This window comes from Streptomyces sp. NPDC044984, assembly GCF_040646935.1.
GTDB lineage: Bacteria > Actinomycetota > Actinomycetes > Streptomycetales > Streptomycetaceae > Streptomyces.
The window spans coordinates 91,870-117,851 of sequence record NZ_JBEZBE010000021.1 but is presented as its reverse complement, the minus strand read 5'-3'; the positions used below and the strand labels follow the sequence as shown (position 1 = coordinate 117,851).

General features: G+C 71.9%; 31 protein-coding genes. 21 read left to right on the top strand and 10 right to left on the bottom strand.

What is annotated here, in order from left to right:
* Nucleotides 1-77 precede the first annotated feature (77 nt).
* The 5 genes from AB0A94_RS23320 to AB0A94_RS23300 form a co-directional block, all read right to left on the bottom strand.
* Nucleotides 78-1,499, bottom strand: coding sequence for a HAMP domain-containing sensor histidine kinase (locus tag AB0A94_RS23320; RefSeq protein ID WP_361747154.1), 1,422 nt, complete (start codon nucleotides 1,497-1,499; stop codon nucleotides 78-80).
* The gene (locus AB0A94_RS23315; protein WP_361747152.1) at nucleotides 1,496-2,230 is read right to left on the bottom strand and encodes a response regulator transcription factor; all 735 of its coding nucleotides are present in this window, start codon (nucleotides 2,228-2,230) and stop codon (nucleotides 1,496-1,498) included. The genes AB0A94_RS23320 and AB0A94_RS23315 overlap by 4 nt, the downstream gene beginning before the upstream one ends.
* 69 nt (nucleotides 2,231-2,299) lie before the next feature.
* Nucleotides 2,300-3,322 carry a trypsin-like peptidase domain-containing protein gene (locus AB0A94_RS23310; protein WP_361747151.1) on the bottom strand — a complete coding sequence of 341 codons (1,023 nt, stop codon included), beginning with the start codon at nucleotides 3,320-3,322 and terminating at the stop codon, nucleotides 2,300-2,302.
* 111 nt (nucleotides 3,323-3,433) lie between these two features.
* Nucleotides 3,434-4,459: a LacI family DNA-binding transcriptional regulator gene (locus tag AB0A94_RS23305; RefSeq protein ID WP_361747149.1), complete on the bottom strand. Its 1,026-nt coding sequence runs from the start codon at nucleotides 4,457-4,459 to the stop codon at nucleotides 3,434-3,436.
* 42 nt (nucleotides 4,460-4,501) lie between these two features.
* The gene (locus AB0A94_RS23300; protein WP_361747147.1) at nucleotides 4,502-5,266 is read right to left on the bottom strand and encodes a response regulator transcription factor; all 765 of its coding nucleotides are present in this window, start codon (nucleotides 5,264-5,266) and stop codon (nucleotides 4,502-4,504) included.
* Nucleotides 5,267-5,489: 223 nt separating this feature from the next.
* Between AB0A94_RS23300 and AB0A94_RS23295 the strand changes: the two genes are divergently transcribed.
* Entirely contained in the window at nucleotides 5,490-6,353 is an 864-nt protein-coding gene (locus AB0A94_RS23295) for an alpha/beta fold hydrolase (RefSeq protein ID WP_361747145.1), read from the top strand.
* On the opposite strand, the gene AB0A94_RS23290 is transcribed toward AB0A94_RS23295, so the two are convergent.
* Nucleotides 6,350-8,323, bottom strand: coding sequence for a zinc ribbon domain-containing protein (locus AB0A94_RS23290; protein WP_361747143.1), 1,974 nt, complete (start codon nucleotides 8,321-8,323; stop codon nucleotides 6,350-6,352). The genes AB0A94_RS23295 and AB0A94_RS23290 overlap by 4 nt on opposite strands.
* Before the next feature lie 206 nt (nucleotides 8,324-8,529).
* On the opposite strand from AB0A94_RS23290, the gene AB0A94_RS23285 reads away from it, so the two are divergent.
* The 7 genes from AB0A94_RS23285 to AB0A94_RS23255 all read left to right on the top strand — a co-directional run bounded on the left by AB0A94_RS23285 (nucleotide 8,530) and on the right by AB0A94_RS23255 (nucleotide 12,622).
* The gene (locus tag AB0A94_RS23285; RefSeq protein WP_217128729.1) at nucleotides 8,530-8,784 is read left to right on the top strand and encodes a MoaD/ThiS family protein; all 255 of its coding nucleotides are present in this window, start codon (nucleotides 8,530-8,532) and stop codon (nucleotides 8,782-8,784) included.
* Between the two features lie 3 nt (nucleotides 8,785-8,787).
* Complete coding sequence (locus tag AB0A94_RS23280) at nucleotides 8,788-9,822, top strand: hypothetical protein (protein ID WP_361747141.1); 1,035 nt, start codon at nucleotides 8,788-8,790, stop codon at nucleotides 9,820-9,822.
* Nucleotides 9,823-9,951: 129 nt separating this feature from the next.
* On the top strand, nucleotides 9,952-10,695 hold the full coding sequence (locus AB0A94_RS23275; protein ID WP_361747139.1) for a DUF2993 domain-containing protein: 744 nt from the start codon (nucleotides 9,952-9,954) through the stop codon (nucleotides 10,693-10,695).
* A 197-nt stretch (nucleotides 10,696-10,892) separates the two neighbouring features.
* Nucleotides 10,893-10,973 (top strand): putative leader peptide, encoded by an 81-nt coding sequence (locus AB0A94_RS23270; RefSeq protein ID WP_351515640.1) that lies wholly within the window; start codon nucleotides 10,893-10,895, stop codon nucleotides 10,971-10,973.
* A 125-nt stretch (nucleotides 10,974-11,098) separates the two neighbouring features.
* A complete protein-coding gene (locus AB0A94_RS23265; RefSeq protein ID WP_217128726.1) occupies nucleotides 11,099-11,944 on the top strand; it encodes a sulfurtransferase in 846 nt (281 codons plus the stop codon).
* A 42-nt stretch (nucleotides 11,945-11,986) separates the two neighbouring features.
* Nucleotides 11,987-12,274, top strand: coding sequence for a DUF1416 domain-containing protein (locus AB0A94_RS23260; RefSeq protein WP_004986406.1), 288 nt, complete (start codon nucleotides 11,987-11,989; stop codon nucleotides 12,272-12,274).
* 87 nt (nucleotides 12,275-12,361) lie between these two features.
* Nucleotides 12,362-12,622 carry a DUF3099 domain-containing protein gene (locus tag AB0A94_RS23255; RefSeq protein ID WP_361747137.1) on the top strand — a complete coding sequence of 87 codons (261 nt, stop codon included), beginning with the start codon at nucleotides 12,362-12,364 and terminating at the stop codon, nucleotides 12,620-12,622.
* Between the two features lie 10 nt (nucleotides 12,623-12,632).
* On the opposite strand, the gene AB0A94_RS23250 is transcribed toward AB0A94_RS23255, so the two are convergent.
* Nucleotides 12,633-12,995 (bottom strand): DsrE family protein, encoded by a 363-nt coding sequence (locus AB0A94_RS23250; RefSeq protein WP_361747135.1) that lies wholly within the window; start codon nucleotides 12,993-12,995, stop codon nucleotides 12,633-12,635.
* Between the two features lie 257 nt (nucleotides 12,996-13,252).
* Here AB0A94_RS23250 and AB0A94_RS23245 point away from each other — a divergent pair, with 257 nt between their 5' ends.
* The 6 genes from AB0A94_RS23245 (at nucleotide 13,253) to AB0A94_RS23220 (ending at nucleotide 17,878) form a co-directional block, all read left to right on the top strand.
* On the top strand, nucleotides 13,253-13,936 hold the full coding sequence (locus tag AB0A94_RS23245) for a hypothetical protein (protein ID WP_361747133.1): 684 nt from the start codon (nucleotides 13,253-13,255) through the stop codon (nucleotides 13,934-13,936).
* The gene (locus tag AB0A94_RS23240) at nucleotides 13,933-14,751 is read left to right on the top strand and encodes a hypothetical protein (protein ID WP_361747130.1); all 819 of its coding nucleotides are present in this window, start codon (nucleotides 13,933-13,935) and stop codon (nucleotides 14,749-14,751) included. Before AB0A94_RS23245 ends, AB0A94_RS23240 begins: the two co-directional genes overlap by 4 nt.
* The gene (locus tag AB0A94_RS23235) at nucleotides 14,748-15,608 is read left to right on the top strand and encodes a hypothetical protein (protein ID WP_361747128.1); all 861 of its coding nucleotides are present in this window, start codon (nucleotides 14,748-14,750) and stop codon (nucleotides 15,606-15,608) included. The genes AB0A94_RS23240 and AB0A94_RS23235 overlap by 4 nt, the downstream gene beginning before the upstream one ends.
* A 226-nt stretch (nucleotides 15,609-15,834) precedes the next feature.
* Complete coding sequence (locus AB0A94_RS23230; protein ID WP_217128721.1) at nucleotides 15,835-16,410, top strand: FABP family protein; 576 nt, start codon at nucleotides 15,835-15,837, stop codon at nucleotides 16,408-16,410.
* Between the two features lie 55 nt (nucleotides 16,411-16,465).
* A complete protein-coding gene (locus AB0A94_RS23225) occupies nucleotides 16,466-16,903 on the top strand; it encodes a transcriptional repressor (RefSeq protein ID WP_361747126.1) in 438 nt (145 codons plus the stop codon).
* 9 nt (nucleotides 16,904-16,912) lie between these two features.
* The gene (locus tag AB0A94_RS23220; protein WP_361747124.1) at nucleotides 16,913-17,878 is read left to right on the top strand and encodes a folate-binding protein; all 966 of its coding nucleotides are present in this window, start codon (nucleotides 16,913-16,915) and stop codon (nucleotides 17,876-17,878) included.
* Nucleotides 17,879-17,888: 10 nt separating this feature from the next.
* Here AB0A94_RS23220 and dtd read toward each other — a convergent pair whose 3' ends face one another.
* Nucleotides 17,889-18,314 carry a D-aminoacyl-tRNA deacylase gene (dtd, locus tag AB0A94_RS23215; RefSeq protein ID WP_361747122.1) on the bottom strand — a complete coding sequence of 142 codons (426 nt, stop codon included), beginning with the start codon at nucleotides 18,312-18,314 and terminating at the stop codon, nucleotides 17,889-17,891.
* Nucleotides 18,315-18,491: 177 nt separating this feature from the next.
* Here dtd and AB0A94_RS23210 point away from each other — a divergent pair, with 177 nt between their 5' ends.
* Together AB0A94_RS23210 and AB0A94_RS23205 are read left to right on the top strand one after the other, a co-directional pair.
* Entirely contained in the window at nucleotides 18,492-19,127 is a 636-nt protein-coding gene (locus tag AB0A94_RS23210) for an aerial mycelium formation protein (protein WP_361747120.1), read from the top strand.
* A 105-nt stretch (nucleotides 19,128-19,232) separates the two neighbouring features.
* Nucleotides 19,233-20,489, top strand: a complete 1,257-nt coding sequence (locus AB0A94_RS23205) for a GNAT family N-acetyltransferase (protein ID WP_361747118.1) — start codon at nucleotides 19,233-19,235, stop codon at nucleotides 20,487-20,489.
* Between the two features lie 169 nt (nucleotides 20,490-20,658).
* On the opposite strand, the gene AB0A94_RS23200 is transcribed toward AB0A94_RS23205, so the two are convergent.
* On the bottom strand, nucleotides 20,659-20,844 hold the full coding sequence (locus AB0A94_RS23200) for a hypothetical protein (protein WP_073934300.1): 186 nt from the start codon (nucleotides 20,842-20,844) through the stop codon (nucleotides 20,659-20,661).
* Nucleotides 20,845-21,093: 249 nt separating this feature from the next.
* Between AB0A94_RS23200 and AB0A94_RS23195 the strand changes: the two genes are divergently transcribed.
* Nucleotides 21,094-21,933: a winged helix-turn-helix domain-containing protein gene (locus AB0A94_RS23195; RefSeq protein ID WP_361747116.1), complete on the top strand. Its 840-nt coding sequence runs from the start codon at nucleotides 21,094-21,096 to the stop codon at nucleotides 21,931-21,933.
* A gap of 33 nt (nucleotides 21,934-21,966) precedes the next feature.
* Here the strand turns inward: AB0A94_RS23195 and AB0A94_RS23190 are convergent, their stop codons facing one another.
* Entirely contained in the window at nucleotides 21,967-22,155 is a 189-nt protein-coding gene (locus tag AB0A94_RS23190) for a hypothetical protein (protein WP_361747114.1), read from the bottom strand.
* Between the two features lie 157 nt (nucleotides 22,156-22,312).
* Here AB0A94_RS23190 and AB0A94_RS23185 point away from each other — a divergent pair, with 157 nt between their 5' ends.
* From AB0A94_RS23185 to AB0A94_RS23170, 4 genes are all read left to right on the top strand, one after another.
* Nucleotides 22,313-23,194 carry a winged helix-turn-helix domain-containing protein gene (locus tag AB0A94_RS23185; RefSeq protein WP_361747112.1) on the top strand — a complete coding sequence of 294 codons (882 nt, stop codon included), beginning with the start codon at nucleotides 22,313-22,315 and terminating at the stop codon, nucleotides 23,192-23,194.
* Nucleotides 23,194-23,949 (top strand): HAD family hydrolase, encoded by a 756-nt coding sequence (locus tag AB0A94_RS23180; protein ID WP_361747110.1) that lies wholly within the window; start codon nucleotides 23,194-23,196, stop codon nucleotides 23,947-23,949. Before AB0A94_RS23185 ends, AB0A94_RS23180 begins: the two co-directional genes overlap by 1 nt.
* Before the next feature lie 195 nt (nucleotides 23,950-24,144).
* On the top strand, nucleotides 24,145-25,248 hold the full coding sequence (locus AB0A94_RS23175; protein WP_361747108.1) for a phosphotransferase: 1,104 nt from the start codon (nucleotides 24,145-24,147) through the stop codon (nucleotides 25,246-25,248).
* 88 nt (nucleotides 25,249-25,336) lie between these two features.
* Complete coding sequence (locus AB0A94_RS23170) at nucleotides 25,337-25,945, top strand: TetR family transcriptional regulator (RefSeq protein WP_361747106.1); 609 nt, start codon at nucleotides 25,337-25,339, stop codon at nucleotides 25,943-25,945.
* Nucleotides 25,946-25,982: the final 37 nt, after the last annotated feature.

The following is a 25,982-nucleotide window of genomic DNA, read 5'->3' as shown; positions in this document are numbered from 1 at the left end:
GCGGCGATCCGTTCCGTGTGGGGGTGGGGACGCCGTTCGGTCGCCGCCCGGCACGGAAAGGTTGCCGCCGCCTTCGGTCAGGGCACCTCGGGCGGCGGGGTCGGGGCGCCCGGCAGGCGGACCGTGGCCGTCGTGCCGCCGCCGTCCGCCCGGGCCAGGGACACCTCGCCGCCCGCCTGCTGCACCGTACGGGCCACGATGGACAGGCCGAGGCCGGAACCGGGGAGGGCGCGGGCACCGGGGGAGCGCCAGAACCGGTCGAAGACGTGCGGGAGTTCGTCGGCGGGGATGCCGGGGCCGTGGTCGCGGACGGTGAGGACGCCGTCGGCCAGGCGTACGTCGATCGTGCCGCCCTCCGGACTGAACTTCACCGCGTTGTCGAGGATGTTGACCACCGCCCGCTCCAGCGCGGACGGCTCCGCCCGCACGTACCAGGGGTGGACGTCCGCCGTGATGGTCAGCTCGGGGCCGCGCAGCCGGGCGCGGCGCAGCGCCGACTCGACGGCGTCCTGCCAGGCGACGATCTGCGCCCGGTCCGCGTGCTGGCCGGTGTCGGGTCGGGACAGCTCCTGCAGGTCGCCGATGAGCGCGGCCAGTTCCGTCATCTGCGCCTTCACGGAGGCGAGCAGGGCCCTGCGGTCGGTCTCCGGGATCGGCCGGCCCGTCTCCTCGCTGCGGGTGAGGAGTTCGATGTTGGTGCGCAGGGAGGTGAGCGGGGTGCGCAGCTCGTGGCCGGCGTCCGCGATGAGCTGCTGCTGGAGGTCCCGGGAGCTGGCCAGCGCGGACGTCATGGAGTTGAAGGAGCGGGAGAGCCGGGCGATCTCGTCCTCCGACTCGCCCGCCACGGGGATGCGGACGGTGAGGTCCTCGGTCCGGGCCACGTGCTCCACCGCCCGGGTCAGCTCGTCCACGGGGCGCAGGGCGGTCCGGGCCACCCAGAGGCCGGCGGCGGCGGCACCCACGACCCCCGCGCCCGCGACGAAGAGCAGCACCAGCGCGAGGTTGCCGAGGGAGTCGTTCACCTCGCTCAGCGGCCGGGCGGCGGAGACGGCGACGTTGCGCAGGCCGGGCACGGTGTAGGTGAAGACCCGGTACTGCCCGCCGTCGGTCCCCGTCGCCTGGTGCAGCGCGTCGGGGGACGTGCCCTCGGCGACGGCGCGGTCGGCGCCGGTGAGCGGGACCTCCTCCGTGCCGATGATGAGGCAGCTCCCGCCCTCGTCGTCCACGAGCTGCACGGACGAGCCGAAGGGGTTCTCCTCGGGGGTGACGGGGTCGGGGGCGCACAGACCGGTGCGCAGGTCGAGGTACTTGCTCACCTGCTGCCCGTTCATCCGGTTCGCCTTCAGGGCCTCGTCCAGCGAGCTCACCAGCACACTCTTCACCACGAACCAGCAGGCCACCGCCACCACCGCCACCGCGAACGCCACCGCCGCCGCCACCAGCAGCGACAGCCGGGCCCGGATGGGCAGGGCACGGACGCGGCGGACCAGCCCGCTCACTCCGCGCCGCCCTGCCGCAGCGCGTACCCCACCCCCCGCACCGTGTGCACCAGGCGCGGCTCGCCGCCCGCCTCGGTCTTGCGGCGCAGGTACATGACGTACACGTCGAGCGAGTTGGACGAGGGCTCGAAGTCGAAGCCCCAGACCGCCTTCAGGATCTGCTCCCGGGTGAGCACCTGGCGCGGGTGCGCCATGAACATCTCGAGCAGCGTGAACTCCGTGCGGGTCAGCTCCACCCGCCGGGTGCCCCGCGTGACCTCGCGGGTCGACAGGTCCATGCGCAGGTCGGCGAAGGCGAGGACGTCGTCGGACTCGGCGGAGGCGGCCACCGCCGCCGCGTACGAGCTGCGGCGCAGCAGCGCGCGGATACGGGCGAACAGCTCGTCCAGCTCGAACGGCTTGACCAGGTAGTCGTCCGCCCCCGCGTCCAGGCCGGTCACCCGGTCGCCGACGGTGTCCCGGGCGGTCAGCATCAGGATGGGCGTGGTGTCGCCGGTGGCGCGGATGCGGCGGGCGGCGGTCAGGCCGTCCATCCGGGGCATCTGGATGTCCAGGACGAGCAGGTCGGGACGGTACGCCGCCGCCTTCTCCAGGGCGTCCGCGCCGTCGACGGCGACCTCGGTGCCGTACCCCTCGAAGGCCAGGCTGCGCTGGAGTGCTTCGCGCACCGCCGGCTCGTCGTCGACGATCAGGATGCGCTGGGGGTCACGGTCGCCTTCTGCGGGGCTCATGGGCTCGGGGTTCCTCACGGCTCTCTACGGTTTCAGGCCTTCAGCCTCGCACGTCACGCGGGCGGCGCGTCAGGTCGTCGAGCCGGAGCGCAGCGCCGGCAGGTCCGACTTGACGGTGTTGACCGGGATGGCGAAGCCCAGGCCCACGCTGCCCGCCTCGGACGAGGACGAGCCGCTGCCGCTCGCCGAGTACATCGCGGAGTTGATGCCGATGATGTTGCCGTTCATGTCGATCAGCGCGCCGCCGGAGTTGCCCGGGTTCAGGGACGCGTCGGTCTGGATCGCCTGGTACGTGGTGGTGGAGCTGCCCGTGTCGCCGTTGAACTCCCGGCCGCCGTACTCGAACGGCCAGCCGCCGCCCTGCTGCCGCTGCCCCTCGCTCTCGTCCGTCGAGACCGTCACGTCACGGTCGAGGGCCGAGACGATGCCGCTGGTCACCGTGCCCGTCAGGCCCTCGGGGGAGCCGATCGCCACGACCTGGTCGCCGACCCGCACGCCGTCGGAGTCGCCGAGGGTGGCCGCCTGCAGACCGGAGGCGTTCGCCAGCTTGATCAGGGCGAGGTCCTTGCTGCTGTCGGTGCCGACGGTCTTGGCCTCGTACGTCTTGCCGTCGCTGGTCCGCACCTCGATCGAGGAGGCGCCGGACACGACGTGGTTGTTGGTGACGATCTCGCCGTCGGACGTGATGATCACGCCGGAGCCGGTGGAGGACCCGGAGTTGGAGGTGGCGTTGATCTCGACGATGCTCGGGGTGACCGCCTCGGCGACGCCGGACACCGTGCCCTTCTGGCCGGCCGGTACGACGGTGGTGCTGGTCGAGCTGGAGGCGACGGTGTCGTTGCCGGTCAGCTCCTGCACGCCGTAGGCGGTGCCGCCGCCCACGGCCGCCGCGACGATCGCCACGGCGGCGAGCAGGGCCGCCGGGCCGCGGGCGCGCTTCCGCTTCGCGGGCTGCGGCGCGGGCTCCTGCGCGAGCCGGGACGAGGGCTGCGCGTGCGTCGGCGGGGCGTACGCCGGCGGGGGCGGCCACTCGGGGTTCACCTGGTGCGGGCTGCTCTCGTGCTCGCCGCTGGGGCGGAGGCTCTCGGTCATGGCTCCGAGCCTCGCGCCCGACGATGAGAGCGAGCTGAGTGTGTGCTGAGAAGCCCGGCAGAACCTCGTATGCCCGATATAAGGACCGCCGGGGCCGGCCGTAGGGTCCGGTTACTGCCTGCAGCCGCAGGAGTGGCGTACCACCAGGCGGGACGGGTACACCTTCAGCCGCTCGCGGCGCGAGCCCGCCACCCGCACGCCGTCGTCCAGGACGAGGTCGACCGCCGCGCGGGCCATCGCCGAACGGTCGGAGGCGACCGTGGTCAGCGGCGGATCGGCGAGCGCCGCCTCCTTGATGTCGTCGAACCCGGCGACCGCCAGCTCGCCCGGCACGTCGATCCGCAGCTCCCGCGCGGCGCGCAGGATGCCGATCGCCTGGTCGTCGGTGGAGCAGAAGACCGCGGGCGGGCGGTTCGGGCCGGACAGGATGTCCAGGCCGACGCGGTAGGCGTCGTAGCGGTTGTACGGGGCCTCGAAGAGGCGGCCCTCGGTCGGTATGCCGGCCTCGTCCATCGCGCGCCGCCAGCCCTCGACGTGGTCGGAGACCGGGTCGCCGACGGCGGGGGTCTCCGCGGTGCCGCCGAGGCAGGCCACGTACTCGTTGCCGTGTTCCAGCAGGTGGCGCACGGCGAGCTGGGCGCCGCCGAGGTCGTCGGTGACGACGGCGACGTCGTCGATCGCCTCCGGGCGCTCGTGCAGCAGCACGACCCGGGCGTCCCACGCGTCGATCTCCGCGGCGGCCTGGTCGTTGAGCGCGTGGCTGACCAGGATCAGGCCGGAGACCCGCATGCCGAGGAAGGCCCGCAGGTAGTGGACCTCGCGCTCGGCGATGTAGTCGGTGTTGCCGACCAGCACCATCTTCCCGCGCTCGGAGGCGGCCTGCTCGACCGCGTGCGCCATCTCGCCGAAGAACGGCTGGCGGGCGTCCGGGATGATCAGGCCTATGAGGTCCGTGCGCCGCGACGCCATCGCCTGGGCGACCCGGTCCGGCCGGTACCCCAGCTCCTTGATCGCGGCGAGGACACGCTCGCGCGTGGCCGGGGCGACCGGCCGGGGTCCGTTGTTGATGACGTAGCTGACGACGGCGGTGGAGGTCCCCGCCAGCCGCGCCACATCATCCCTGGTTACCTTGGCCACGCGCGGAGTCTACGCGGATATACCCGGGGTGGGCAGGGCGTATCAGACCTTGGATGACGCCGTTTCCGCGCTGTCCGTCTTCTCCTCGGCCTTGGCGGCCTCGGCGTCCTCGGCGGCGCGCGCCGGCTTTTCGGGCTTCTCGGGGGTGACGAACCGATAACCGACGTTGCGGACGGTGCCGATCAGCGACTCGTGCTCGGGGCCGAGTTTGGCGCGCAGACGCCGTACGTGGACGTCGACCGTGCGGGTGCCGCCGAAGTAGTCGTAGCCCCAGACCTCCTGGAGCAGCTGGGCGCGGGTGAAGACCCGGCCGGGGTGCTGCGCGAGGTATTTGAGCAGTTCGAATTCCTTGAAGGTCAGGTCGAGGACCCGGCCCTTGAGCTTCGCGGAGTAGGTCGCCTCGTCGACCGACAGGTCACCGTTGCGGATCTCCATCGGGGAGTCGTCGTTGACGATCTGCTGACGGCCCATGGCGAGGCGCAGCCGCGCCTCCACCTCGGCCGGGCCCGCGGTGTCCAGGAGGACGTCGTCGATGCCCCAGTCCGCGGTGACGGCGGCCAGGCCGCCCTCGGTCACGACCAGGACGAGGGGGCAGCCGGGGCCGGTGGAGCGCAGCAGCTGGCACAGGCTGCGGACCTGCGGGAGGTCGCGGCGGCCGTCGACCAGGATCACGTCGGCGCCGGGGGTGTCGACGAGGGCGGGGCCCTCCGCGGGGGCCACCCGCACGTTGTGCAGCAGCAGGCCGAGGGCGGGGAGCACCTCCGTCGACGGTTGGAGGGCGTTGGTCAGGAGCAGCAGAGAGCTCATCGCACCCCTCCGGCCCGGGTCGTCGTCGTTCGCTCGTGCACGGTTCGCTCGCCCATAACGTCTGGTTCCTCCTCGGTCCCTGCGAGGACGTTTACGGCATTGCTGCGTGCGTTCGACGGCCCGTACACCGGCGGTTTCCCGCGTTCGTATACAACGCTTCCGAAAGCACAAAAGGACCCGGGGGCTTCGCTGCCCGAGTCCTCTTCGCAGCAGAATAGCCGACATGAGTACCGGTCGGGCAGGTCATGTGGCGCGATCCACCGTTCGTTCCACCATTCGTCCATATTCCGAGACGGGTGGGGTAACACGGGGCGGGGCGCCTTTGCGGACGTTCTTGCGCACCACGGACGGCGTGGCGATCGATTCCGTATACGAACCGGGTGCTCCGTACGAACCGGGTGCCTCCCCTTCCCGCGATCTCGTTTTCGTGATCGCGCACGGGTTCACCGGGGACGCGGACCGGCCGCACGTGCGGAGGGTGGCGCGGACCCTCGCGCGGTACGGGAGCGTCGTGACGTTCTCCTTCCGGGGGCACGGGGCGTCGGGCGGGCGGTCGACGGTCGGGGACCGGGAGGTGCTCGACCTCGCGGCGGCGGTCGGATGGGCGCGTGAGCTGGGGTACGCGCGGGTGGCCACCGTCGGGTTCTCCATGGGCGGGTCGGTGGTGCTGCGGCACGCCGCGGCCGGCCGGGACGCCGGGGTCGACGCCGTCGTCTCCGTGAGCGCGCCCGCGCGGTGGTTCTACCGGGGGACCGCCCCCATGCGGCGGCTGCACTGGCTGGTGACCCGGCCGTCCGGACGGCTGGTGGGGCGGTACGGGCTGCGGACGCGGATCCACCACCGGCAGTGGGACCCGGTGCCGGTGTCGCCCGTCGAGGCGGTGCCGCGGATCGCGCCCACGCCGTTGCTGATCGTGCACGGGGACCAGGACGGGTACTTCCCGCTCGACCACCCGCGGACGCTGGCGGCCGCCGCCGGGGAGCACGGGGAGCTGTGGATCGAGGCCGGCATGGGGCACGCGGAGAACGCGGCGCCGGATGCGCTGCTGGGGCGGATCGGGGACTGGGTGGTGGGCCGAGCGAGCTAGCGTCTCTGATCAGCTGAGCGGACCGTGGGGTCCGGTGGGTGCTCTGTCCACCTGGGCGGGGAAGCGTGAGCGTGGAGATGGAATCCCGCGCCCAGTGCTGCTCCGCGTGGCCGGTGTCGGCTGGTGGTGGGTGTGCTGGTCGTCGTCACGTCCTGGTGCCGGTGGGCTGCGCGGGGCAGCCGGGTCCGGTCCGTGTGAGCGTGTCCCTCCGGACGCTTGCCTGCTGGGCCTTGCGGTCCGGCGGGGGAGGGTGTCCGGCGTCGCCTGGGCGTCGGACGTGCTGTCCGGGGCCGGGTGGGTCCGGTTTTGGACCGGTCCCGGCCGGTGTTGGTGGTCGGGGTGATGGCGGCTTCGGCTTCGAGTCCGTCGATCACGGAGCGGATGACCAGGGCACCGCCGGTGCGGTCTGCGACGGTCTTGGCCTGGTGGGCCAGGCCGCGTGCGGCGATGCGCTTCCACGCACCCGTGTCGCGGTCGCCCTGGTATCCGCAGGACGGGCAGAGTGCCCATTTCCAGCCGGGGGTGGTGGGTCGGTCCGGTGCCTTGCGGTGCCGCAGCGGAACGAGGCACTGGGGGCAGTGCCTGGAGGTGTTGCGGGCCGGGACGGTGACGACGGCAATACCCACTTCGGCGGCGAGGTGCCGCATCCGGTCGAAGATCTGCCCGCGTACCTGCTGGGAGAGCCGGGTGTTCATCGTGCGGCCCATGCCGCGGGCCTCCATGGAACGGAGGTCCTCCACGTAGATCACGCTCGCTTCGGCGGCGATGGCCTGGTCGACGGTCCAGCGGGCGGCAGCCTGTGCGAGGGCGTTGTTGAGGTTCGACCGCCGGGCGGACACGTGCCGGATCTCGTCCATGAGTGCCAGAGTCCTGGCCGTCAGCGGGTGGTCGGTGTCGTCGCCGATGAGCCGCTGGTAGTGGTCGGCCTTTGCGCGCAGGTGCTCGGACAGGCGGCGCAGCCGGTGCTGTTTCGCGAGCACACCGGCTGTACGGAACATGCCGCCGGAGCCGGGTGAGGTGATGGTTTTGTCGGCGTGGAGCCGGGCGGCGCCGGCGGACAGCAGGGTGTTCAGGCCCCAGTCCACACCGAGCGCCACTGTGTGCCCGGTACGCCGGATCTTGGGGACGGCGTGGGTGTAGGCGAGATCGGCCCGTACCGTGCCCTGGTGGATGCGCAGGGTGGGCAGGTGCAGCACCGCGCCCATGGGGATCGTCGGCGGCAGCGCGACGGGGCAGGTGGTCCACGTCCAGTCCTGGTAGGAGCGCGGGTCGGGTCGGGTGGGCAGTTGTAGGCGCAGCAGCGCCCGGCCCGGATCACTCTCGTGCCGTTCGATGGTGGCTTGCTGTCCGTCGCAGGCGGACAGCAACAGCATTCGGGCGACCCGGGGCGCGGCCTCCAGCTGGAACACATCGGCCGGCATCCGCCCGTGCTTCCCGGCGAACGCGGCGATCTGCCGGGTGCGGGACTTGATGACACCGGACGGCAGATGCTGCCCACCGGGTACCGCTTCGCGGACCGCGTCCCACTCCTGGGCGGTCCGCCTGGCCGGATCGGCGGGCCAGGCCGCAAGGACACCGGAGGTGAGGTCCACGCGCCACTTCGCGGAGCGGAGTGTGCGGCCGGCCTGTTCCTGGGCCATGCGCACGATCCGGTCGTTGACCTTCACACCCCCGGGAGCGGTCACGGTCCAGCCCAGGCGCCGCAGCGCCATCCAGGCGTTCGACGGAAGCTTTTGGCCCCCGGCATCCTCACCGGAGGCGAGGACGTCCACGTCGGTGGCATTCCAGCGCTCGGTCATCAGCTCGCGTGTCATGCCGGACACGAGGTCCACGGCCCAGCCGACCCGCTCGGCCAGCAAGGAGGCGGACATGAACTCACCGGTCTTCTCGTCAACCGCCGCGCGCAGCAGGCCACGAGCGCACGCGGTACGGGAGGTCTCGCCCTCGCCGACCGGCAGCTTCCGGCTCATCGACCCCCCTTTACCCGCGATGCTGTCATCCGATCAACGACACACCCGCGCGAAGGTCACACATTCGAACCCCACACCCACCTACCGCACCGACACCGGACGCACGGCACGACACCACCAGATGACACCATCACTACGGACACCGAAGGAAACGCGTGAGCCTGACGGTGTTCGTCGTTCGTCGTCGACCGATTGAGGATCAGCAGATGGCAAAGGTCACGGTGCGGTACTGGGCCGCCGCCAAGGCCGCGGCCGGGGTGGCCGAGGAGGCGTACGAGGCGGCCACGCTCGCCGAGGCGCTCGACGCGGTGCGCGGGCGGCACCCCGGCGAACTCGCGCGCGTGCTGCGGCGGTGCTCGTTCCTCGTCGACGGGGATCCCGTGGGCAAGCGCGCGCATGAGACGGTACGGCTGGCCGACGGCGGCACGGTCGAGGTGCTTCCGCCGTTCGCAGGAGGGTGAGCGATGACGAACCAGCCGTACGGGGCGTACGACCCGTACCAGGATCCGCAGCGGGCTCAGGGCGTGTGGCCGGGGCAGCAGCAGGCGTACGAGGACCCGTACGCGGACCAGCAGTACACGCAGCAGTGGCAGGGGCAGACGTGGGAGACGCAGACGCAGCCTCCGGTGGCCGCGGAGGCGTACGCTCCGGCTTCCCCCGCTCCTGCTCCCGTTCCCCGGGCGGTTCCGGAGGCCCCGGTGGCCCCGGTGGCTGACGGGTCCGGGCCCGAGTACGGCCCGGCCACGCTGGGCGGGAACTCGCGCGTCACGGACGCGCAGCGGGCGCGGGCCGAGGGGCGGTCGCCGATCATCGAGCCCGGGATGCAGCCGGCGCTGCTCACCGCGCTGCTGGGGCTGCTGCTGGCCGGCGGGGCGGCGCTGGGGACGTACGCGCTGCTGGTGCCGTTGGTGGTGCTCCAGGGGCTCACGGCGGCGGGCTGGTTCCGGCTGAACGGGATGTGGCCGGCCCGGCAGGGGATCGCGCTGGGGTTCCTCGGCGCGCTGGCCGTGGACGCGGCGCTGCTGCTGTCCGACCGGTCGACGGTGGCGATCCCGGGGACGCTCGGGGTGTGGGTGCTGCTGTCGCTGGTGCTGCAGCTGCGGTCGCACGCGGATCCCGACGAGCGGATGTACGGCCTGATGGCGACGGTCGTGGCGGCGGCGCTGGCGATCGCGGCGGCCGGGTACCTGGCGGCGGACGCGTCCGCGGTGACCGTGGGCGCTGCCGCCGTGGCGGCGGGGACGGTGGCGCGGGCGCTGCCGCTGCCGACGCCGGTGTCCGTGGTGGTCGCGGCGGCGGCCGCGGCGGGCGCGGGATTCGCGCTCGACGGGCCGGCGGGAGCGCTGGTGGGGGCGGGCGCGGCGGTGTGCGCGCTGATCGGCCACCGGGTGGCGAGCTACGACTACCCGTCCCGCTTCGTGCACTTCACGGCGGGCGTGGCCCTGCCCCTGGCCGCGGCGGCCCCCGCGGTGTACGTCCTGGGACGACTGTCCGCCTGACGGCCGGTGGGTGGGACGCCCGTGGAGCGGTCCCCTGTCACAGGTGATCGACAATCTCCCGGCCCCCACCCCCCACAGGGTTACCCTCGCGGCACGACCTCGTCGAAACCGCCAGGTGGGGGACACCGCATGCGCGCACTGCGAATACTGCTCATCGTCATCGTGATACTCGGCGGCATCTTCGTCATCGTCGACCGGGTCGCCGTCAACTTCGCCGAGGGCGAGGCGGCCGACCGCCTGAAGGCGACCGAGAACCTGGCGAGCACCCCCGACGTGTCGATCAACGGCTTCCCGTTCCTCACCCAGCTCGCCGGCGGCACCCTCGACGAGGTGGAAGTAGGCATCCGGGACTACGAGGCCGGCACCGGTGACGGCGCCGCGAGGATCCGTATCGCCGACCTGCGCGCGGACATGCACGGCGTCGACTTCTCCACCGACTTCAGCTCCGCCGTCGCCGACAGCGCCACCGGCACGGCCACCATCGCCTACGACGAACTGCTGAAGACCGCCGGCAAGGCCGAGCCCGGCCGGGTGGGCCCCGGCGTCACCGCCAGGATCGTCGGCCTGTCCGACGGCGGCAACGGGAAGATCAAGGTCGCGGTGGAGGCCACCGTGCTGGGCGTCGAGCTGCCCGAGCCGGTCTCCGTGCTCAGCTCCGTGACGGTCGTGGACGGCGACACCGTGCGCGTGAGGGCCGACGCGGTGCCGGAGATCGGCGGGGCCGAGATCGTCGAGTCCAGCGTGCGGCGGATCATCGACTTCGAGCAGCGGATCGACGGACTGCCCGGCGGCATCCGGCTGGACAAGGTCGAGGCCGCGGAGAACGGGGTGGAGATCACGGTGAAGGGTTCCGACGTCCGGCTGGTCGGGTAGGGAGTGGTGTGACGGGGGGCGTTGTCCGACAGGCGAGACGGGGGCGTCCGTAGGGCAGATGTGAGGACGGAGCCGGGAGGGACGGAGGGGCGGGGAGGGCCGCTCCCGCGGTGCGTCATCCCGCATCGCGGACGATCGCGTCTCATCATGCGACACACCGGTGACATGCCCGCCCGTCCCTCCTTACGATCGGACGCATGAAACGACAGGCGGATCTCACGAAGCGGCGGGCAGTAGACCTGTGCCGTGTCGCCGCCATGCTCTGTCGTTCCTTCTGAGCGGACGTCGACGTCCGCGTTCCCGCCCCGCCCCCGCTGAGGGCACCCGTGCGCCGGTCCCGCCGAGGCCGCGCGCACCCTCTCACCCGCACGCCCCGCCGCAACTGCCCCGGAGGAGAAGAAGCATGAGCCGCAGCGACGTCCTGGTCGACGCCGACTGGGTCCAGGAGCACCTGGACGACCCGACCATCGCCATCGTCGAGGTGGACGAGGACACGTCCGCCTACGAGAAGAACCACATCAAGAACGCCATCCGGATCGACTGGACCAAGGACCTGCAGGACCCGGTCCGCCGTGACTTCGTCGACCAGGAGGGCTTCGAGAAGCTCCTGTCGGACAAGGGCATCGCCAACGACCACACGGTCGTCCTCTACGGCGGCAACAACAACTGGTTCGCCTCGTACGCCTACTGGTACTTCAAGCTGTACGGCCACGAGAACGTCAAGCTCCTCGACGGCGGCCGCAAGAAGTGGGAGCTCGACGCCCGCGAGCTGGTCCCCGGCGACGAGGTGCCGGAGCGGCCGAAGACCGACTACAAGGCGAAGGCCCAGGACACCTCCATTCGTGCCTTCCGCGACGACGTCGTGGCCGCCATCGGCGCGCAGAACCTGGTCGACGTGCGCTCGCCCGACGAGTTCTCCGGCAAGCTGCTCGCCCCGGCCCACCTGCCGCAGGAGCAGTCGCAGCGCCCGGGCCACGTCCCGACCGCCGCCAACATCCCGTGGTCGAAGAACGCCAACGACGACGGCACCTTCAAGTCCGACGACGAGCTCAAGGCGCTCTACGAGGCCGAGCAGGTCGACCTGGCCAAGGACACCATCGCCTACTGCCGCATCGGCGAGCGCTCCGCGCTGACCTGGTTCGTGCTGCACGAGCTGCTCGGCGTGGAGAACGTCAAGAACTACGACGGCTCCTGGACCGAGTACGGCTCCCTCGTCGGCGTGCCGATCGAGCTCGGCCCCGGCAAGTAACCCCTCCCCACCGACCTTTCCAGACCACTTCAGGAGTACGACATGTGCGGTGCGAAGGCCGGCGGCCCGGACGCCTCGACGATCAAGCCCGGTGAGACCACCATCCAGGGCCAGGTGACGCGCGACGGAGAGCCGGTGACGGGCTACGTCCGTCTGCTGGACTCGACCGGCGAGTTCACCGCGGAGGTCCCGACCTCCGCCACCGGACAGTTCCGCTTCTACGCGGCGGAGGGCACCTGGACCGTCCGCGCCCTGGTGCCCGGCGGCACCGCCGACCGCACGGTCGTCGCCCAGCAGGGCGGTCTGGCCGAGGTCGCGATCGCGGTCTGAGGACACGGGAACGGCCGGAGGGCCGCACCCCGCGGGTTGGACGCCCGGGGTGCGGCCCTCCGGCGTGTCCGGACCTACGCTGGACGCATGTACGCGCGCAGGCGGCACGCCTACTTCGCCCTGATGGGCACCTGCGTCGGGCTGTTCGTCCTGGCCTGGGGCGTGGTGCGGCTGTGGTCGGTGCCGGCGGCCGTGGGCATGTGCCTGGTGGCCATGGTCATCCCGCCGGTCGCCGCGATGGTCGCCAACCGGCGGGGCCCGGAGGACCGCTGGTGGGACGATCCGTCCGGCGACCCGACGTCCGACGAGTGGTGGGACGAACTGGACGGCAGGAAACGGCCCCGGTAGGGCGGACCGCTCAGTAGACGAGCGCCTGGGTGCCGTCGGCCAGGGACTCCTGGACGAAGACCTGCGCGCCGGCGATGCGCACGCCCTCGATGACGTCCTTCTCGGTGATGTCGCGGCGGGCCGCGCACTGGGTGCACAGGGTGATCCGGCCGGTGGCCAGGACCGAGTCCAGCAGGTCGGGCAGCGGGGCGGCGTGCGGCAGTTCGAACTCGGCGGCGCGGCCCGGCAGGGCGAACCACGAGGACTCGCCGGTGAGCCACAGGGAGACCTCGACACCGCTGGCCGCGGCCACCGCCGCCACCGTGAACGCCTGCGAGCAGCGCTCGGGTGCGTCGGTTCCCGCGGTCACTTTGATCACAAGCTTCTTGGCCATGGCCGAATCGTAATCATGATCGCCACAACTTCGGCCGGCGTCTGTGGGTCTCCTGTGCGCGCGTAGACGGAATACGCGCTTCACCTTCTGTGGGGGACGTCTTGGAACAACCCGAAGAAGCAGCCGACGCGCCGGACGCACCGAGACCGGCGGACGCGCCGGAGGCCGCCCCTGAGGCCCCTAAGGCCCCGGTGGACGGGCGTTCGGATGCCCCGTCTCCGGACGCGTCCCGGAAACGCCGGCCGGGGCGGACGACCGTGCTGATCGCCGCCGCGGCCGTGCTCGGCGTGGTCGCCGGGACCTGCGCCGGATATCTCGTACAGGCCGACCGCGAGCCCACCGGGCTGCCGCCGCTGTCGCAGCCGGTGCTCACGCAGTCCGGGGGCGAGGCGCCCGAGCCGTTGTCGGCCGACCGGGACCGCCGCGTGAAGACCGACGGCGACCTGCGTGAACTGCTGCTGGAGAAGCCGCGCGGCACCCGGGAGCCCGACTGGCCGACGGGCGAGGACGGCTGGATGGACCTCGCCGAGTACGCCGGTTACTACGAGGAGTCCGGCTCGATGTTCGGGCAGCTGGCCATGGACGGGTTCCGCAGGGCGGCCGTCGTCGGCTGGCTCGACGACGACGACTACAGCGTGGAGATCCGGCTGGTCCAGTTCCGCCAGGAGGAGGGCCTGGCGGCCGCCGACAACGCCGAGAACGGCCGGTACTGGGCGGACGACGCGGAGGAGACGGACAGCTGGGCCGTCCCCGGTACCGGGGACGGCAGGGCGTACGTCCACAACAGCCCCGACGTCGAACCCGGCTACGAACCCCTGTACGCCGCGGAGGCGCACGCCTGGCGCGGCGACGTCTCCATGGAGATCTGGGTGTACGGAACCAAGCCCGTTCCCAAGGAAATGATCATGGACCTGGCCGAGCGGCAGATGGAGCGGCTGTGAACGAGACGCAGAGCCCGGCACCCCTGCCGCCCGTCCCCGACGACGCTCCCGCCGCGGCCCCCGCGAAGCGGCCCGTGCGGTGGGGCCGCGTCGCGTCCGTCGTCGGCTCCGTGCTGCTCGCCGGCGCCGTCGTCGCGGGCGTCGGCCACACCGTCGTGACCGTGCGGGACGCCGACCGCGAGGCCGGCGCGGCCACCTGGAAGTTCCCCGAGGCCGCGGCCGCCGAGGGCGAGCAGACCGAGCAGCAGGGGCTGGCCGCGATGCTCGTGCCGTACGGGTACGACCACTGGTTCCCGGGGCCCGACTTCGGCGAGTTCGGCTCGGACACGCGGCTCAGCGGCGCCCGGGCCACGGCGCTGCAGAAGGAGTCGCTGCGCGATCTGCCGCGCTCCCAGCGCAAGCGGCTGGAGAAGGAGATCGACAGCTGGCGCGTCGAGGGCATGGCGATGCGCAGCTACACCAGCGGATCGAACAGCGTCTACAACGAGGACGAGGTCCACACCGTGGGCATCGTGCTCGCCCGGATGGAGAACAAGGCCGCCGTGCGGGACTTCGCGCGGTTCCAGACCGAGTTCCTCGACGCCCTCGACATCTTCCGCGAGGGGCCGAGGATCAAGGGCCACGAGGACGCCCAGTGCTTCCTGCCGCCGGCGGACGCGGAGACCGACCTCGACATGATGCAGTGCTCGGCCCGCGTCGGGAACGTCCTGGTCACCCTCACCGCGGACGGCGCGAAGCCGCTGGACACCAAGAGTGTCGCCGCACTCTTCCGCGCGCAGCTCGACCGCATCGACGAACCGGGGAAGGCCGTATGACCGAGCAGCCGCAGACCCTCGTACCCACCCCGCCCGCGCAGCCACCCGTCGTACCGGCCGCACCGGAGGCGGTGGCCGGTCCCGGGCGGCCGGCGCGCAAGGACCGCCGGGTGCTGCGCGCCGCCCTGCGCTGGACCGCCGCCGTGGCCGTCTTCGCCGTGGCCGGCGCGGGCACGGCGTACGGCATCACCCGCATGGAACGGACGGACGTGCCCGGCCTGGCGACCGCCTCCGACGGGCGGTGGGAGTACCCGGAGCTGACGAAGCCGCCGCTGCCCGTCGGCAGCCCCGGACCGCAGGCGGAGTCCAATCCGGCCGGCACCCACCACGCCGACCTGCGCGCCCTCCTGCTGCCCGCCCCCGAGGGGGCGGAGGAGGACGAGGCGCTGCGCGGCACGGACGGCTGGCTGGACATGGACGACTTCCTCGAGGAGTACCAGGAGGACGACCGGGACACCTTCCGGCAGGAGCTCGTCGACAACGGTCTGCGGCACGTCGCGGCCCGCGGCTGGACGACCGCGGACGGCACCCGGACGCGGATCTACCTGCTGCGGTTCGACACCGCGGCCGTGGTGGAGTCCTCCTTCTTCAAACCCCACTTCTCGTACACCTCGGCCTACTCGGTGAAGGGCGCCGAGAGCGTCGACAACGACGAGTCGTTCCCGGTGAAGTCGGAGGTCGCGGGGGTCCAGCGCTCGGCCCAGGTCGAGACCGAGCCGTACGGCGCCGAACAGGACCGGCAGGCCTACCTCGCCGCCGGTGACGTCCTCGCCGTCGTGCTGCAGTCCCGGAAGGGGACCGCGCCCGCCGTGCCGTTCCGGCAGACGGTCGTGCTGCAGAGCCAGCTGCTGGGCTGAGGCGCGGGAGGCGCACCTCGCACGACAGGGCCGGGCCCCGGCCGCGTAAGCTGGGGCCCGGCCCCGTGCACACCACCGCACCCCCCGCTCAAGGAGCACCCCGTGGTTATCTTCTTCGAAGCCCTGCTGGTCCTGGTCGCCGTCGGCGTTCTCGCCTTCGCCGGGCTGACCGTGAAGAAGCTGTACCAGGGTCAGCGCTGACCACCGACGCCAGGAAGTTCCGCTCATGATCGAGATCCCGTCCGACCTGCACAAGGACCTCGTCCCGCTCGCCTTCCTGCTCGGCAACTGGGCCGGCGCGGGCGTGCACGACTTCCCCGGCGCCGAGAAGTGCAACTTCGGCCAGGAGGTCACGTTCACCCACGACGGCCGGGACTTCCTGGAGTACGGCTCCCACACCTGGGTGCTGGACGGCGACGGCAACAAGGTCCGCCCGCTGGAATCGGAGCACGGCTTCTGGCGGATCGACGCGAACCGCAAGGTCGAGGTGACGATGACCCGCGACGACGGCGTCATCGAGATCTGGTACGGCGAGCTGGCCCACCAGAAGCCGCAGATCGACCTGGTCACGGACGCGGTGGCGCGCACCGCCGCCTCCCGCCCCTACAGCGCCGGCAAGCGGCTGTACGGCTACGTCAAGAGCGACCTGATGTGGGTCGGCGAGAAGCAGACCCCCGAGGTCGAGCTGCGCCCCTACATGTCGGCGCACCTGAAGAAGGTCGTCACCCCGGAGGAGGTCGAGCGCTGGGCCAAGGCCCTGCCCGACGACATGCCCGACGACGGGATCGCCTTCTTCAAGTAGGCCTTCTTCGATCAGGCCCTCTTCGGGGAGGCACGGGTCGCTCTAGACTCGAGGTGTGGTGAGCACCGACTGGAAGAGCGACCTCAGGCAGCGCGGCTACCGGCTGACCCCGCAGCGGCAGCTGGTGCTCGAAGCCGTGGACACCCTGGAACACGCGACCCCCGACGAGATCCTCGGCGAAGTGAGGAAGACGGCGTCGGGGGTCAACATTTCCACCGTGTACCGCACGCTGGAGCTCCTCGAGGAGCTGGGCCTGGTCAGCCACGCCCACCTCGGGCACGGCGCTCCGACGTACCACCTCGCCGACCGGCACCACCACATCCACCTGGTCTGCCGGGACTGCACGAACGTGATCGAGGCCGACCTCTCGGTGGCCGCCGAGTTCACCGCCAAGCTGCGCGAGCAGTTCGGTTTCGACACCGACATGAAGCACTTCGCGATCTTCGGCCGGTGCGAGGAGTGCTCCCGGAAGGCTCCGGCCACCGAGTCGTAGGCTTGGCGCATGAAGAGCCCTCTGCTGACCCTGCCCGGCGCCGTCCCCGCCGAGGGCGTGGACGAAGGCGTGGCCGCCCACTACGGCGACCTGTTCCGCGAGCAGCGCGCCCTCGCCGACGGCACCGGTTTCGTCGACCTGTCCCACCGCGGGGTCGTCACCGTCTCCGGTCCCGAACGGCTGGCCTGGCTGCACCTGCTGCTCACCCAGCACGTCAGCGACCTGCCGCCGCACCGGGCCACCGAGGCGCTGATACTTTCCGCCAACGGCCACATCGAGCACGCGCTCTACCTGGTCGACGACGGGGAGACGGTCTGGGCGCACGTCGAGCCCGGCACCCAGGAGGCGCTGATCGCGTACCTGGAGTCGATGAAGTTCTTCTACCGGGTCGAGGTCGCCGACCGCACCGCCGACACCGCGGTGGTGCACCTGCCGGCCGGGTCCATCGCGGAGGTGCCCGAGGGGGTCGCCGTCCGCGAGACGCCGTACGGGCGGGACCTGTTCCTGCCGCGCGGCGACCTGGAGTCGTACGCGGAGAAGGCCGGGCCGGCCGCCGGGATCCTCGCGCACGAGGCGCTGCGGGTCGAGCAGCACCGGCCGCGGCTCGGCTTCGAGACCGACCACCGCACCATCCCGCACGAGCTGGGCTGGATCGGCACCGCCGTGCACCTGCAGAAGGGCTGCTACCGGGGGCAGGAGACGGTGGCCCGGGTGCAGAACCTGGGGAAGCCGCCGCGCCGGCTGGTCTTCCTGCACCTGGACGGCAGCGAGGTCCACCTGCCCGTGCCGGGGACGGAGATCCGGCTCGCGGACGACAGCGCCGAGGGGCGGAAGATCGGGTTCGTCACCACGTCCGCTCGCCACCACGAGCTGGGTCCTGTCGCGCTGGCGCTGGTGAAGCGGAACGTGCCGGTGGACGCGCGGCTGCTCGCCGGGGAGACGGCGGCGGCGCAGGAGACCGTCGTCGAGCCCTGAGCCGTGCGGCTCAGATCTCCAGCAGGACGGTGAACGGGCCGTCGTTGGTCAGCGACACCCGCATCCTCGCGCCGAAGCGGCCCGTCGCCACCGTCGCGCCCAGCGCGCGCAACCGGGCCACCACCTCGTCGACCAGCGGCTCGGCGAGGTCACCGGGGGCGGCGGCGTTCCAGGTGGGGCGGCGGCCCTTGCGGGCGTCGCCGTACAGGGTGAACTGGCTGACCACCAGCAGCGGGGCGCCGGTGTCGCTGCACGACTTCTCGTCCTGGAGCATGCGGACCGACCAGAGCTTGCGGGCGAGCTGCGCCGCCTTCTCCTTGGTGTCCTCGTGGGTGACGCCGACGAGGACGCACAGTCCCTCGCCCTCGATCGCCCCCACCGTCTCGCCGTCCACGACCACGCTCGCGCCGTCGACCCTCTGCACCACTGCTCGCATACGACCATCATGCCGGTCGGCGAACAGACGGACGACGGCGGCCCGCGCGGGCCCCCGGTCGGACTATTTTTACTCCTTAGCGCCCATCTGGGGCGGATCGGGGACACTCGCTCACATTGCGGCCGCTTGGGGTGGCACGATGCTGGCACATGCCGGTCGAGGGGACGGTTGAGGCACATGAGCACACCGGGGATCGGACAGCCGCTCGGGGCTGTCTCGTCGACCCAGGCGGGAATCGGGGAACGGGAGTTCTGCCGGCCGCCCACACAGCGCACGGACAGTCCGGTGCTGCCCGAGGACCGGGCGGTGCGCGATCTGATCGTGCTCAGCCTGGCCGAGCTGCGCACGGTGCGGCGGGACGCGCAGCGCGACGAGGCCGACCTCAGTTATGTACGGCGGCTGTTGCAGGGGCGGATCGACATCCTGCGGGCGGAGCTGGCCCGGCGTCTGCTGCCGGAGGGCGCGCCGTCGGCCGTCGCGCCCGGGGAGGCGTCCGTCGTCGAGCGGCTGGGGGAGATCCTGCGGGACGCCCCGGCCCGGCACCGTTCCTCCGCCCGGCACGTGACGCTGGGGACGCCGCGGAGCGAGGAGTACCGGCGGCTGGCGGCCGAGATGCTCGCCGAGGTGGAGCTGTCCGACCTGGGCGCGCGCACGGACGGGGAGCTGAACACCGCGATGGGGCGGCTCGTGCGGTACGAGCAGCAGGTGTCCCGGCGGCGGCAGCGGCTGCAGCGCACGGCCGACGAGTGCAGCGCGGAGATCGCGCGCCGGTACCGGGACGGGGAGGCACAGGTCGACGACCTGCTCGCGTGAGCGTCGCGGGGAAGACCTCGGGGGAACCCGGAGGAAAACCCTAGGGGGAACCTCCGGGGGAAAACCTCTTCGACACCCGGCGCGCGGCCGACCTACCGTGAGCCCATGACCTCCCGCGACGGCATCGACGTACGCCCGATCACCGAGTCCGAGTTCGCCGACTGGCAACGGGCCCTGAACACCGGGTTCCTGCGGGAGCCCACCCTGTCCGAGGAGATCCTCGACGCGCGCCGGGCGCAGTTCACGCCCGGCCGGTCGGTCGGGGCCTTCGACGGCGGACGCTGCGTGGCGACGTTCCGGTCCTTCGCGCAGGAGCTCACGGCGGTCGGCGGGGCGACCGTGCCCGCCGACGCCGTCACCAACGTCACCGTCACCGCCACCCACCGCCGTCGCGGCCTGCTCACCCGGATGATGGCGCGGGACCTCACCGCCGCCAAGGAGCGCGGGGACGTCGTCGCGACGCTGATCGCGGCCGAGTACCCGATCTACGGCCGGTACGGCTTCGGCCCGGCCACCACGGCGGCCGAGTGGACGGTCGACGTGCCGCGCGCCGGTCTCGACCCGCGCCGGCCGGGTCCGCAGGACGGCGGCCGGGTCGACCTGGTGGACGCGGAGGACGTCCGCAAGCTCGGCCCCGAGCTGCACGAGCGGCTGCGCCGGGCGCAGCCGGGTGCCGTCGACCGGGACGAGCTGTGGTGGAAGGTCACCACCGGTGCCGTGCGCTTCCACCCGACCTTCCACGAGCCGTACTACGTGGTGTACCGCTCGGCCGGCGGCGAGGTCGAGGGCATGGCCGCCTACACGGCGGACGACAACTGGGGTGACGCCAAGCAGCCGTTGAACACGGCGCGGGTGAAGTGGCTGACCGCGGTGACCCCGGCGGCCGAGCGCGCGCTGTGGCTCTACCTGTGTTCGATCGACTGGGTGGTGAGGGTCAGGAGCGGCTGGCGGGCGCCCGACGACCTGCTCCCGCACTTCCTGCCGGACCCGCGCGCCGCCGCCCTCACCACGCAGGCGGACTGGATGTGGGTGCGGATGCTGGACGTCGTACGGGCCCTCGAGGCGCGGACGTACGGGGCCGCGGGGTCGCTGGTGCTGGAGGTGGTGGACCGGGCCGGCCTGGCCGGGGGACGCTACCGGCTGGAGGCGTCCGCGGACGGGTCCGGGGTCTGTGCGCCGACCACCGGGAGCGCCGATCTCACGCTGGACGTCGCCGAGCTGTCCGTGCTGTGGCTGGGGGACGAGTCGGCGGTGCGCCTTGCGGCGCTGGGCCGGGTCCGGGAAGAACGAGCGGGCGCCGCCCGTGAGGCCGACGCCCTGCTGCGTACCTCCAGGCGACCGTGGTGCCCGGACGTGTTCTGAGCGCTGTCGCCCTCGCGCCCCTGCTGCCCTCCTCCTTCCGCCGACGACGGGTGACTCGTCCGTAGCGAGCTGTTCAGTTGTGGTTGTGGTGGTGCGGGTGGTGCCCGTCGGCGGGACTCCCGGCTCCCCTCCGGAAGGGAGCCCGGCCGGCGGTCCGTGCTGTGTGCTGTCAGCCGGACTGGGCGAGCAGCATCACGAGGATGACCGCGCCGATGCCGCTGATCATGGTGTTGCGTGCCTTGATGCCCACGGTGAGGGCGACGAAGGCGATGATTCCCATCGGCCCGTACTTCCACTGGACGAGTTGCTCGAACCCGATGGCCAGGGCTGCGAGGACGATGGCGATGAGCGGCATGGCGGTCCCCCTTGTCGGTCGCGGCTCCCCACCCTTTCCCTGATGGCCAACCCTTCGGTCTGCCAACCAGGTTGTAGGAGTTGGTTACCAACTTGCTCCTAGTTATAGCCACTTGGAAGAGGCTTATAACCACCCTTCGCTGAACTGCCTTAAGATGGCGGGAAGTTGTAGTGTTCGGCCGTGGACCCGGAACACGCCTCCGCCCATGGGCGGAAGAAGCCACAGCGGTCACAGAGAACACATCGCGAGGTGGCCGACGAACTGCGCGCGCGGATCAGGTCCGGGGCGTTGCGGGCGGGGCAGCGCATGCCCACACAGGCCCAGCTCGCCGCCGAGTTCGGCGTGGAGCGCCCGGCGGTACGCCAGGCGCTGCGCATCCTGCAGTCCGAGCACCTGCTCACCAACGTCTCCAAGGGTGCCCCGGCGACCGTCGCCGCGGACCCCGGCAGGGCGCTGACCGGCCCCTCGGCACCCCCGTTGCCCACCACCGTGGGCCTCGCGCCCCGGATCGCCGCCGCCTTCGAGGCCGAGCACGTCGAGATCGACGCCGTCTGTCTGACCTCGGTCTCCCTCACCCTGGCCATCGGGGAGCCGTTGCGCCAGATCCACTCCGGGCGGCTGAAACCGGCCAAGGTCGACGTCCGGGTCCTGCTGCCCAGCCGGAACATCGACCTCGCCTTCCCGGTGCCGGTCGAGGGGCGCGACGGCGCCGACGGCCCGGTCCACGAGCAGTGGCTGGCCCAGCGCAACGCCCAGGGCCAGGTGCTCCGCCACAACCTCCTCGCGCTGCGCGCCACCCACGGCGTCGACGTGCACGTCTCCTTCCGCGCGCTGCCGTTCACCCCGCCGGTGAAGCTGTACCTGCTCAACGGGGAGGAGGCGCTGTTCGCCTACTACACGCTGGCGCGCAGCAAGGCGCAGATCGACCAGGAGGACCTGGAGACGTACGACGCGCAGGGCGTCCGGTCCCTGCTGTTCACCTTCGAGCAGGGGACCGTCCTGCGGGACACCGCGTTCGTGGAGCAGTCGTCCCTGTGGTTCAACGCACTGTGGGAGACGATCAGCTCGGAGCTGGTGCTCACGGGCTGACGCCTCCCACGGGCTCGGGGCCGCGGTCGCTTCTCACAGGGCCGGTCTCGACACCAGCAGGGCGAGCAGGACCGCGCCGGCGGAGCTGACCCCCGGCCTGTTGGCCCTGATGCCCATGGTGAGCAGCAGCAGGCCGAGGATGCCGGCCGCGCCGTACCTCCACTGGACGAGCTGTTCGACGGTGACGACCAGGACGGCGGAGACGAGGGCGAGGACGGGCATGGCGTGTTCCTCCTTCGGATGTGGGCCGGGCTGCGGAACCAGAGGATCGCCAACTTGGGGAAGTTGGTAACCAACTCTGTATGAGTTGTCCCCACTTGGCACCTACTCATAAACAACTTCCAAGCAACTCCCGCCATATGGATCAAAGTTGTAGCGTTTGGTCGTGACCCAGGAGAACGTGTCAGTGAACGGCAGCAGCAGAGTCCCGCCGCAGGAGATCGCCGACATCCTGCGGGAACGCATCCGGACCGGCGAGCTCAAGGCGGGCGACCGCCTGCCCACCCAGGCCGAGCTCGCCGAGGAGTTCGGCGTGGAGCGCGGCACCGTTCGCCAGGCCCTGCGCGCCCTCCAGGAGGACGGCCTGCTCAGCAACGTCAGCAAGGGCAGCCCGCCGCGGATCGCCGAACCGGCCCCCGCGCGGGAGGAACCCCAGCCGACGATGGTGGGACTGGCACCGCGCCTGACGGCCGCGTTCTCGGCGGCCCGCGTGCGGATCGACGCGGTGTGCCTGACCGCCGAGAGCCTGATGCTGGCGCTGAGCGAACCGGTCCGGCACATCCACGAGGGCCGTACCCGCCCCGAGTCGGTCGACGTCCGCCTCCTGCTGCCCTCCCGGAGGATCAACCTGGCCTTCCCCGTCCCGGTCGAGGGCCGGGACGGCACCGACGACCCGGTCCACGAGCGGTGGCTGGCCCAGCGCAACGCCCAGGCCCGGGTGCTCCAGCACAACCTCCAGGCCCTGCGCGCCACCCACGGCATCGACGTACACGTGTCGCTTCGCGCGCTGCCGTTCACCCCGCCTGTGAAGCTGTACCTGCTCAACGGGGAGGAGGCGCTGATCGGCTACTACATGCTGACCCGGCGCGAGGAGGAGTGGGAGAGCCACACCCTGGAGATGTACGACGCCCTGGGCTCCCAGTCCCTCCTCTTCCCCTTCGTCGAGCGGGACGGGCAACGGGAGCGGGCGTTCGTGGAGGAATCCCAGAAGTGGTTCGACGCCCTCTGGGAAACCATCACGACGGAGCTGACACTCTCCTAGTGACTTCTGAGACGAAGCGGACCGATGCGGTGCCGGCCGAGAAGCGGACCGAGACCGACGACGAGCTCGATGGACTGCGGCACCTGATCGAAGGCGCCCGTGTCGTGCTGTGGGACTTCGACGGCCCCGTCTGCCGCCTGTTCGCGGGCCACTCGGCGGAGCGGGTGGCGAACGACCTGGCGTCCTGGCTGGAGAGCCGGGGACTGCACGGCCTGCTGACGGAGACGGAACGCGAATCCCTGGATCCGCACGTCGTCCTGCGCGCCGTCGACCGCCGGCACCCCGGCAGCGACCTGGTCGCGGAGCTGGAGGAACGGCTCACCCAGGAGGAACTGCGCGCCACCGCCTCGGCGATGCCCACCCCGTACGCCGATCCGCTGATCCGCACCTGGACCGCGGTGGGTTCCCGGCTGGCCGTCGCCACCAACAACTCCCCGCGCGTGGTGCGCGAGTACCTCGCCTCCCGCGGCCTCGGCGCCTGCTTCGCGCCCCACATATACGGCCGCACCCAGGAGCTGAGCCACCTCAAACCCGAACCCCACTGCATCCGCCGGGCCCTGAACGCCATGGGGGCCGCTCCCGCGACCGCCCTGATGATCGGGGACGCCCCGACGGACCTGCTCGCCGCGCGGGCGGCCGGCGTCCCCTTCCTCGGCTACGCGCGCAACGAACACAAGGGCAAACTGCTGCGGGACGCGGGCGCCGGGGTGGTCGTGGACTCCCTGGAACCGGTTCTCCGGCTGGTCCGCCGTTGACGGCCGGCCCGCGGGACCGTCCCTGAGCGGACGGACACCGGTGGGGCCGCGGCGCGCACGCCCGGGCCGGGGCGCCCCCCGGAGGGGACGGATGCGCCGGACGGACGAGTCCGGCGGGAAGCGCGGTGGTGGCGGAGGTAACGTACTGCCACTTCTGTGACCCGCGGAAGGGTCCAGCACGCGAGAAACGGGCCCATGTCACCCGAAACACCTTCCCTCGCCCTGCGGCACGCGGTCGAGGCGTGCGGGGACCCGAGCGCGGTCGAGGGGCCGCTGCGGGGGTACCACCACGAGACCTACGTGTTCCCCCTGGGCGACGAGGCGGGGGCGCTCTCGACGACCCGCTGGAAGTGCCGGGAGCCGCGCGCCGGTCTCCTGTGGTTCGACCGGCGGTGCTTCGCCTCGGAGGAGCAGCTTCTGCACGCGCTGGGCGGCCGGATCACGAGCATCCCGGGAATCACGGAGTTCGGCGGCCTGCGCCTGCAGCGGTTCATCGAGGGGCAGACGCTGGGCACGCTGAGGAAGTCCGGTCTCCCGGTCCCCGGCACGCTGCTCCGGCAGGTCGTCGGTCTCTTCCGCGAGCTGGCCGGGGTGCGGCCGGAGACACTGGTCGTCAAGCGGCGCTGCGAAGCCGGGGACCGCCCCCGGGACGGTGACACCAACGGGTTCCTCGACCGGCTCGTCTCCTTCATGGAGGAAAGCGTCTACCTGCCGAACCTCGACGAGTTCGCGGCGCTCTTCGAGGAGGTCGGGGTGGACGGGGGCACGTTCGAGAACCTCAGAGAGCACGTGTCGGGCCTGACGGAGCGTCCTTTCTGCCTGCTCCACGCCGATCTCCACCGCGAGAACTTCATCGTCGATCCCGAGCAGCGGCTCTGGACCATCGACTGGGAACTCGCGATGGTCGGCGACCCGCTCTACGACCTGGCCACCCACCTGTACCTCATGCGGTATCCGGAGTGGCAGGCCCGCAGGCTCACCAGGCGTTGGGTGAGCACCGTCGAGGGCGTCCTTCCCGGAGGCGCGAGGGGCTGGCAGCACGATCTGGGGCTGCTCCTGGACTTCAAGAAGGCCCAGTCGGTGTTCACCGACGTGATCCGCGCGGCGCTGTCACCGGACCCAGGACAGGGCGGCGACCGGCGGTGGCCGGAAGGCAGGGGAAGGGAGCTGCACCGCGTCCTGGCCGGGGCCGCTGTCCCGCTGGGCCTCGAGTCCGTGCCGGCCCCGGACCGCATCGCGGACGCTCTCGTGCGCTGGCGCAGGGCCCACGGGGAGGCCGGGGGAGCCCTCTCGGGCTGACCCGGGCGCGCCCCGCCCCGGCGCGGGGAGGCCGCGGCGACCGGGTCGGCCGCCGCTGTCATGGAGGACGTGTGCGTAGGCTCGCCGCATGAGCGAGATCGGCCTGCGCGAGCGCAAGAAGCGGCGGATGTACCGGACCGTGTCGGACACCGCCGTCCGGCTCTTCCTGGAGCGCGGTTTCGACGCCGTGTCCGTCGCCGAGGTGGCGGCCGCGGCCGAGATCTCCAAGCCGACGCTCTTCCGGTACTTCCCGGCGAAGGAGGACCTCGTCCTGTACCGGATCGCCGATCACGAGGACGAGGCCGCCCGGGTGGCCGCGCAGGGACCGGAGCCGGTCGAGGCGCTGCGGCGGCACTTCCTGGACGGGCTCCGGCGGTGCGATCCGGTCACCGGCCTCAACGACGATCCCGAGGTGCTGGCCTTCCACACGCTGCTGTACGGCACACCGGCGCTGGTCGCGCGGCTGCACGGGCACCTGGAGCGGTCCGAGGAGGCACTGGCCGGGGCGCTCGGGGGCGGGCTCGGCGCGCGGCTGGCGGCGGGGCAGATCATCGCCGTACGGCGGATCCTCGCGCAGGAGAACTGGCGGCGGATCGCGGCGGGGGAGCGGATCGAGGACGTACGGGACGACGCGGTGGCGGCGGCCGGGCGGGCGTTCGGGGTGCTGGCGGAGACACTGCCGCGATTGTGGGACTGAGTAAAAAATGTAACTCGGTTACTTTATTCGGTACGCT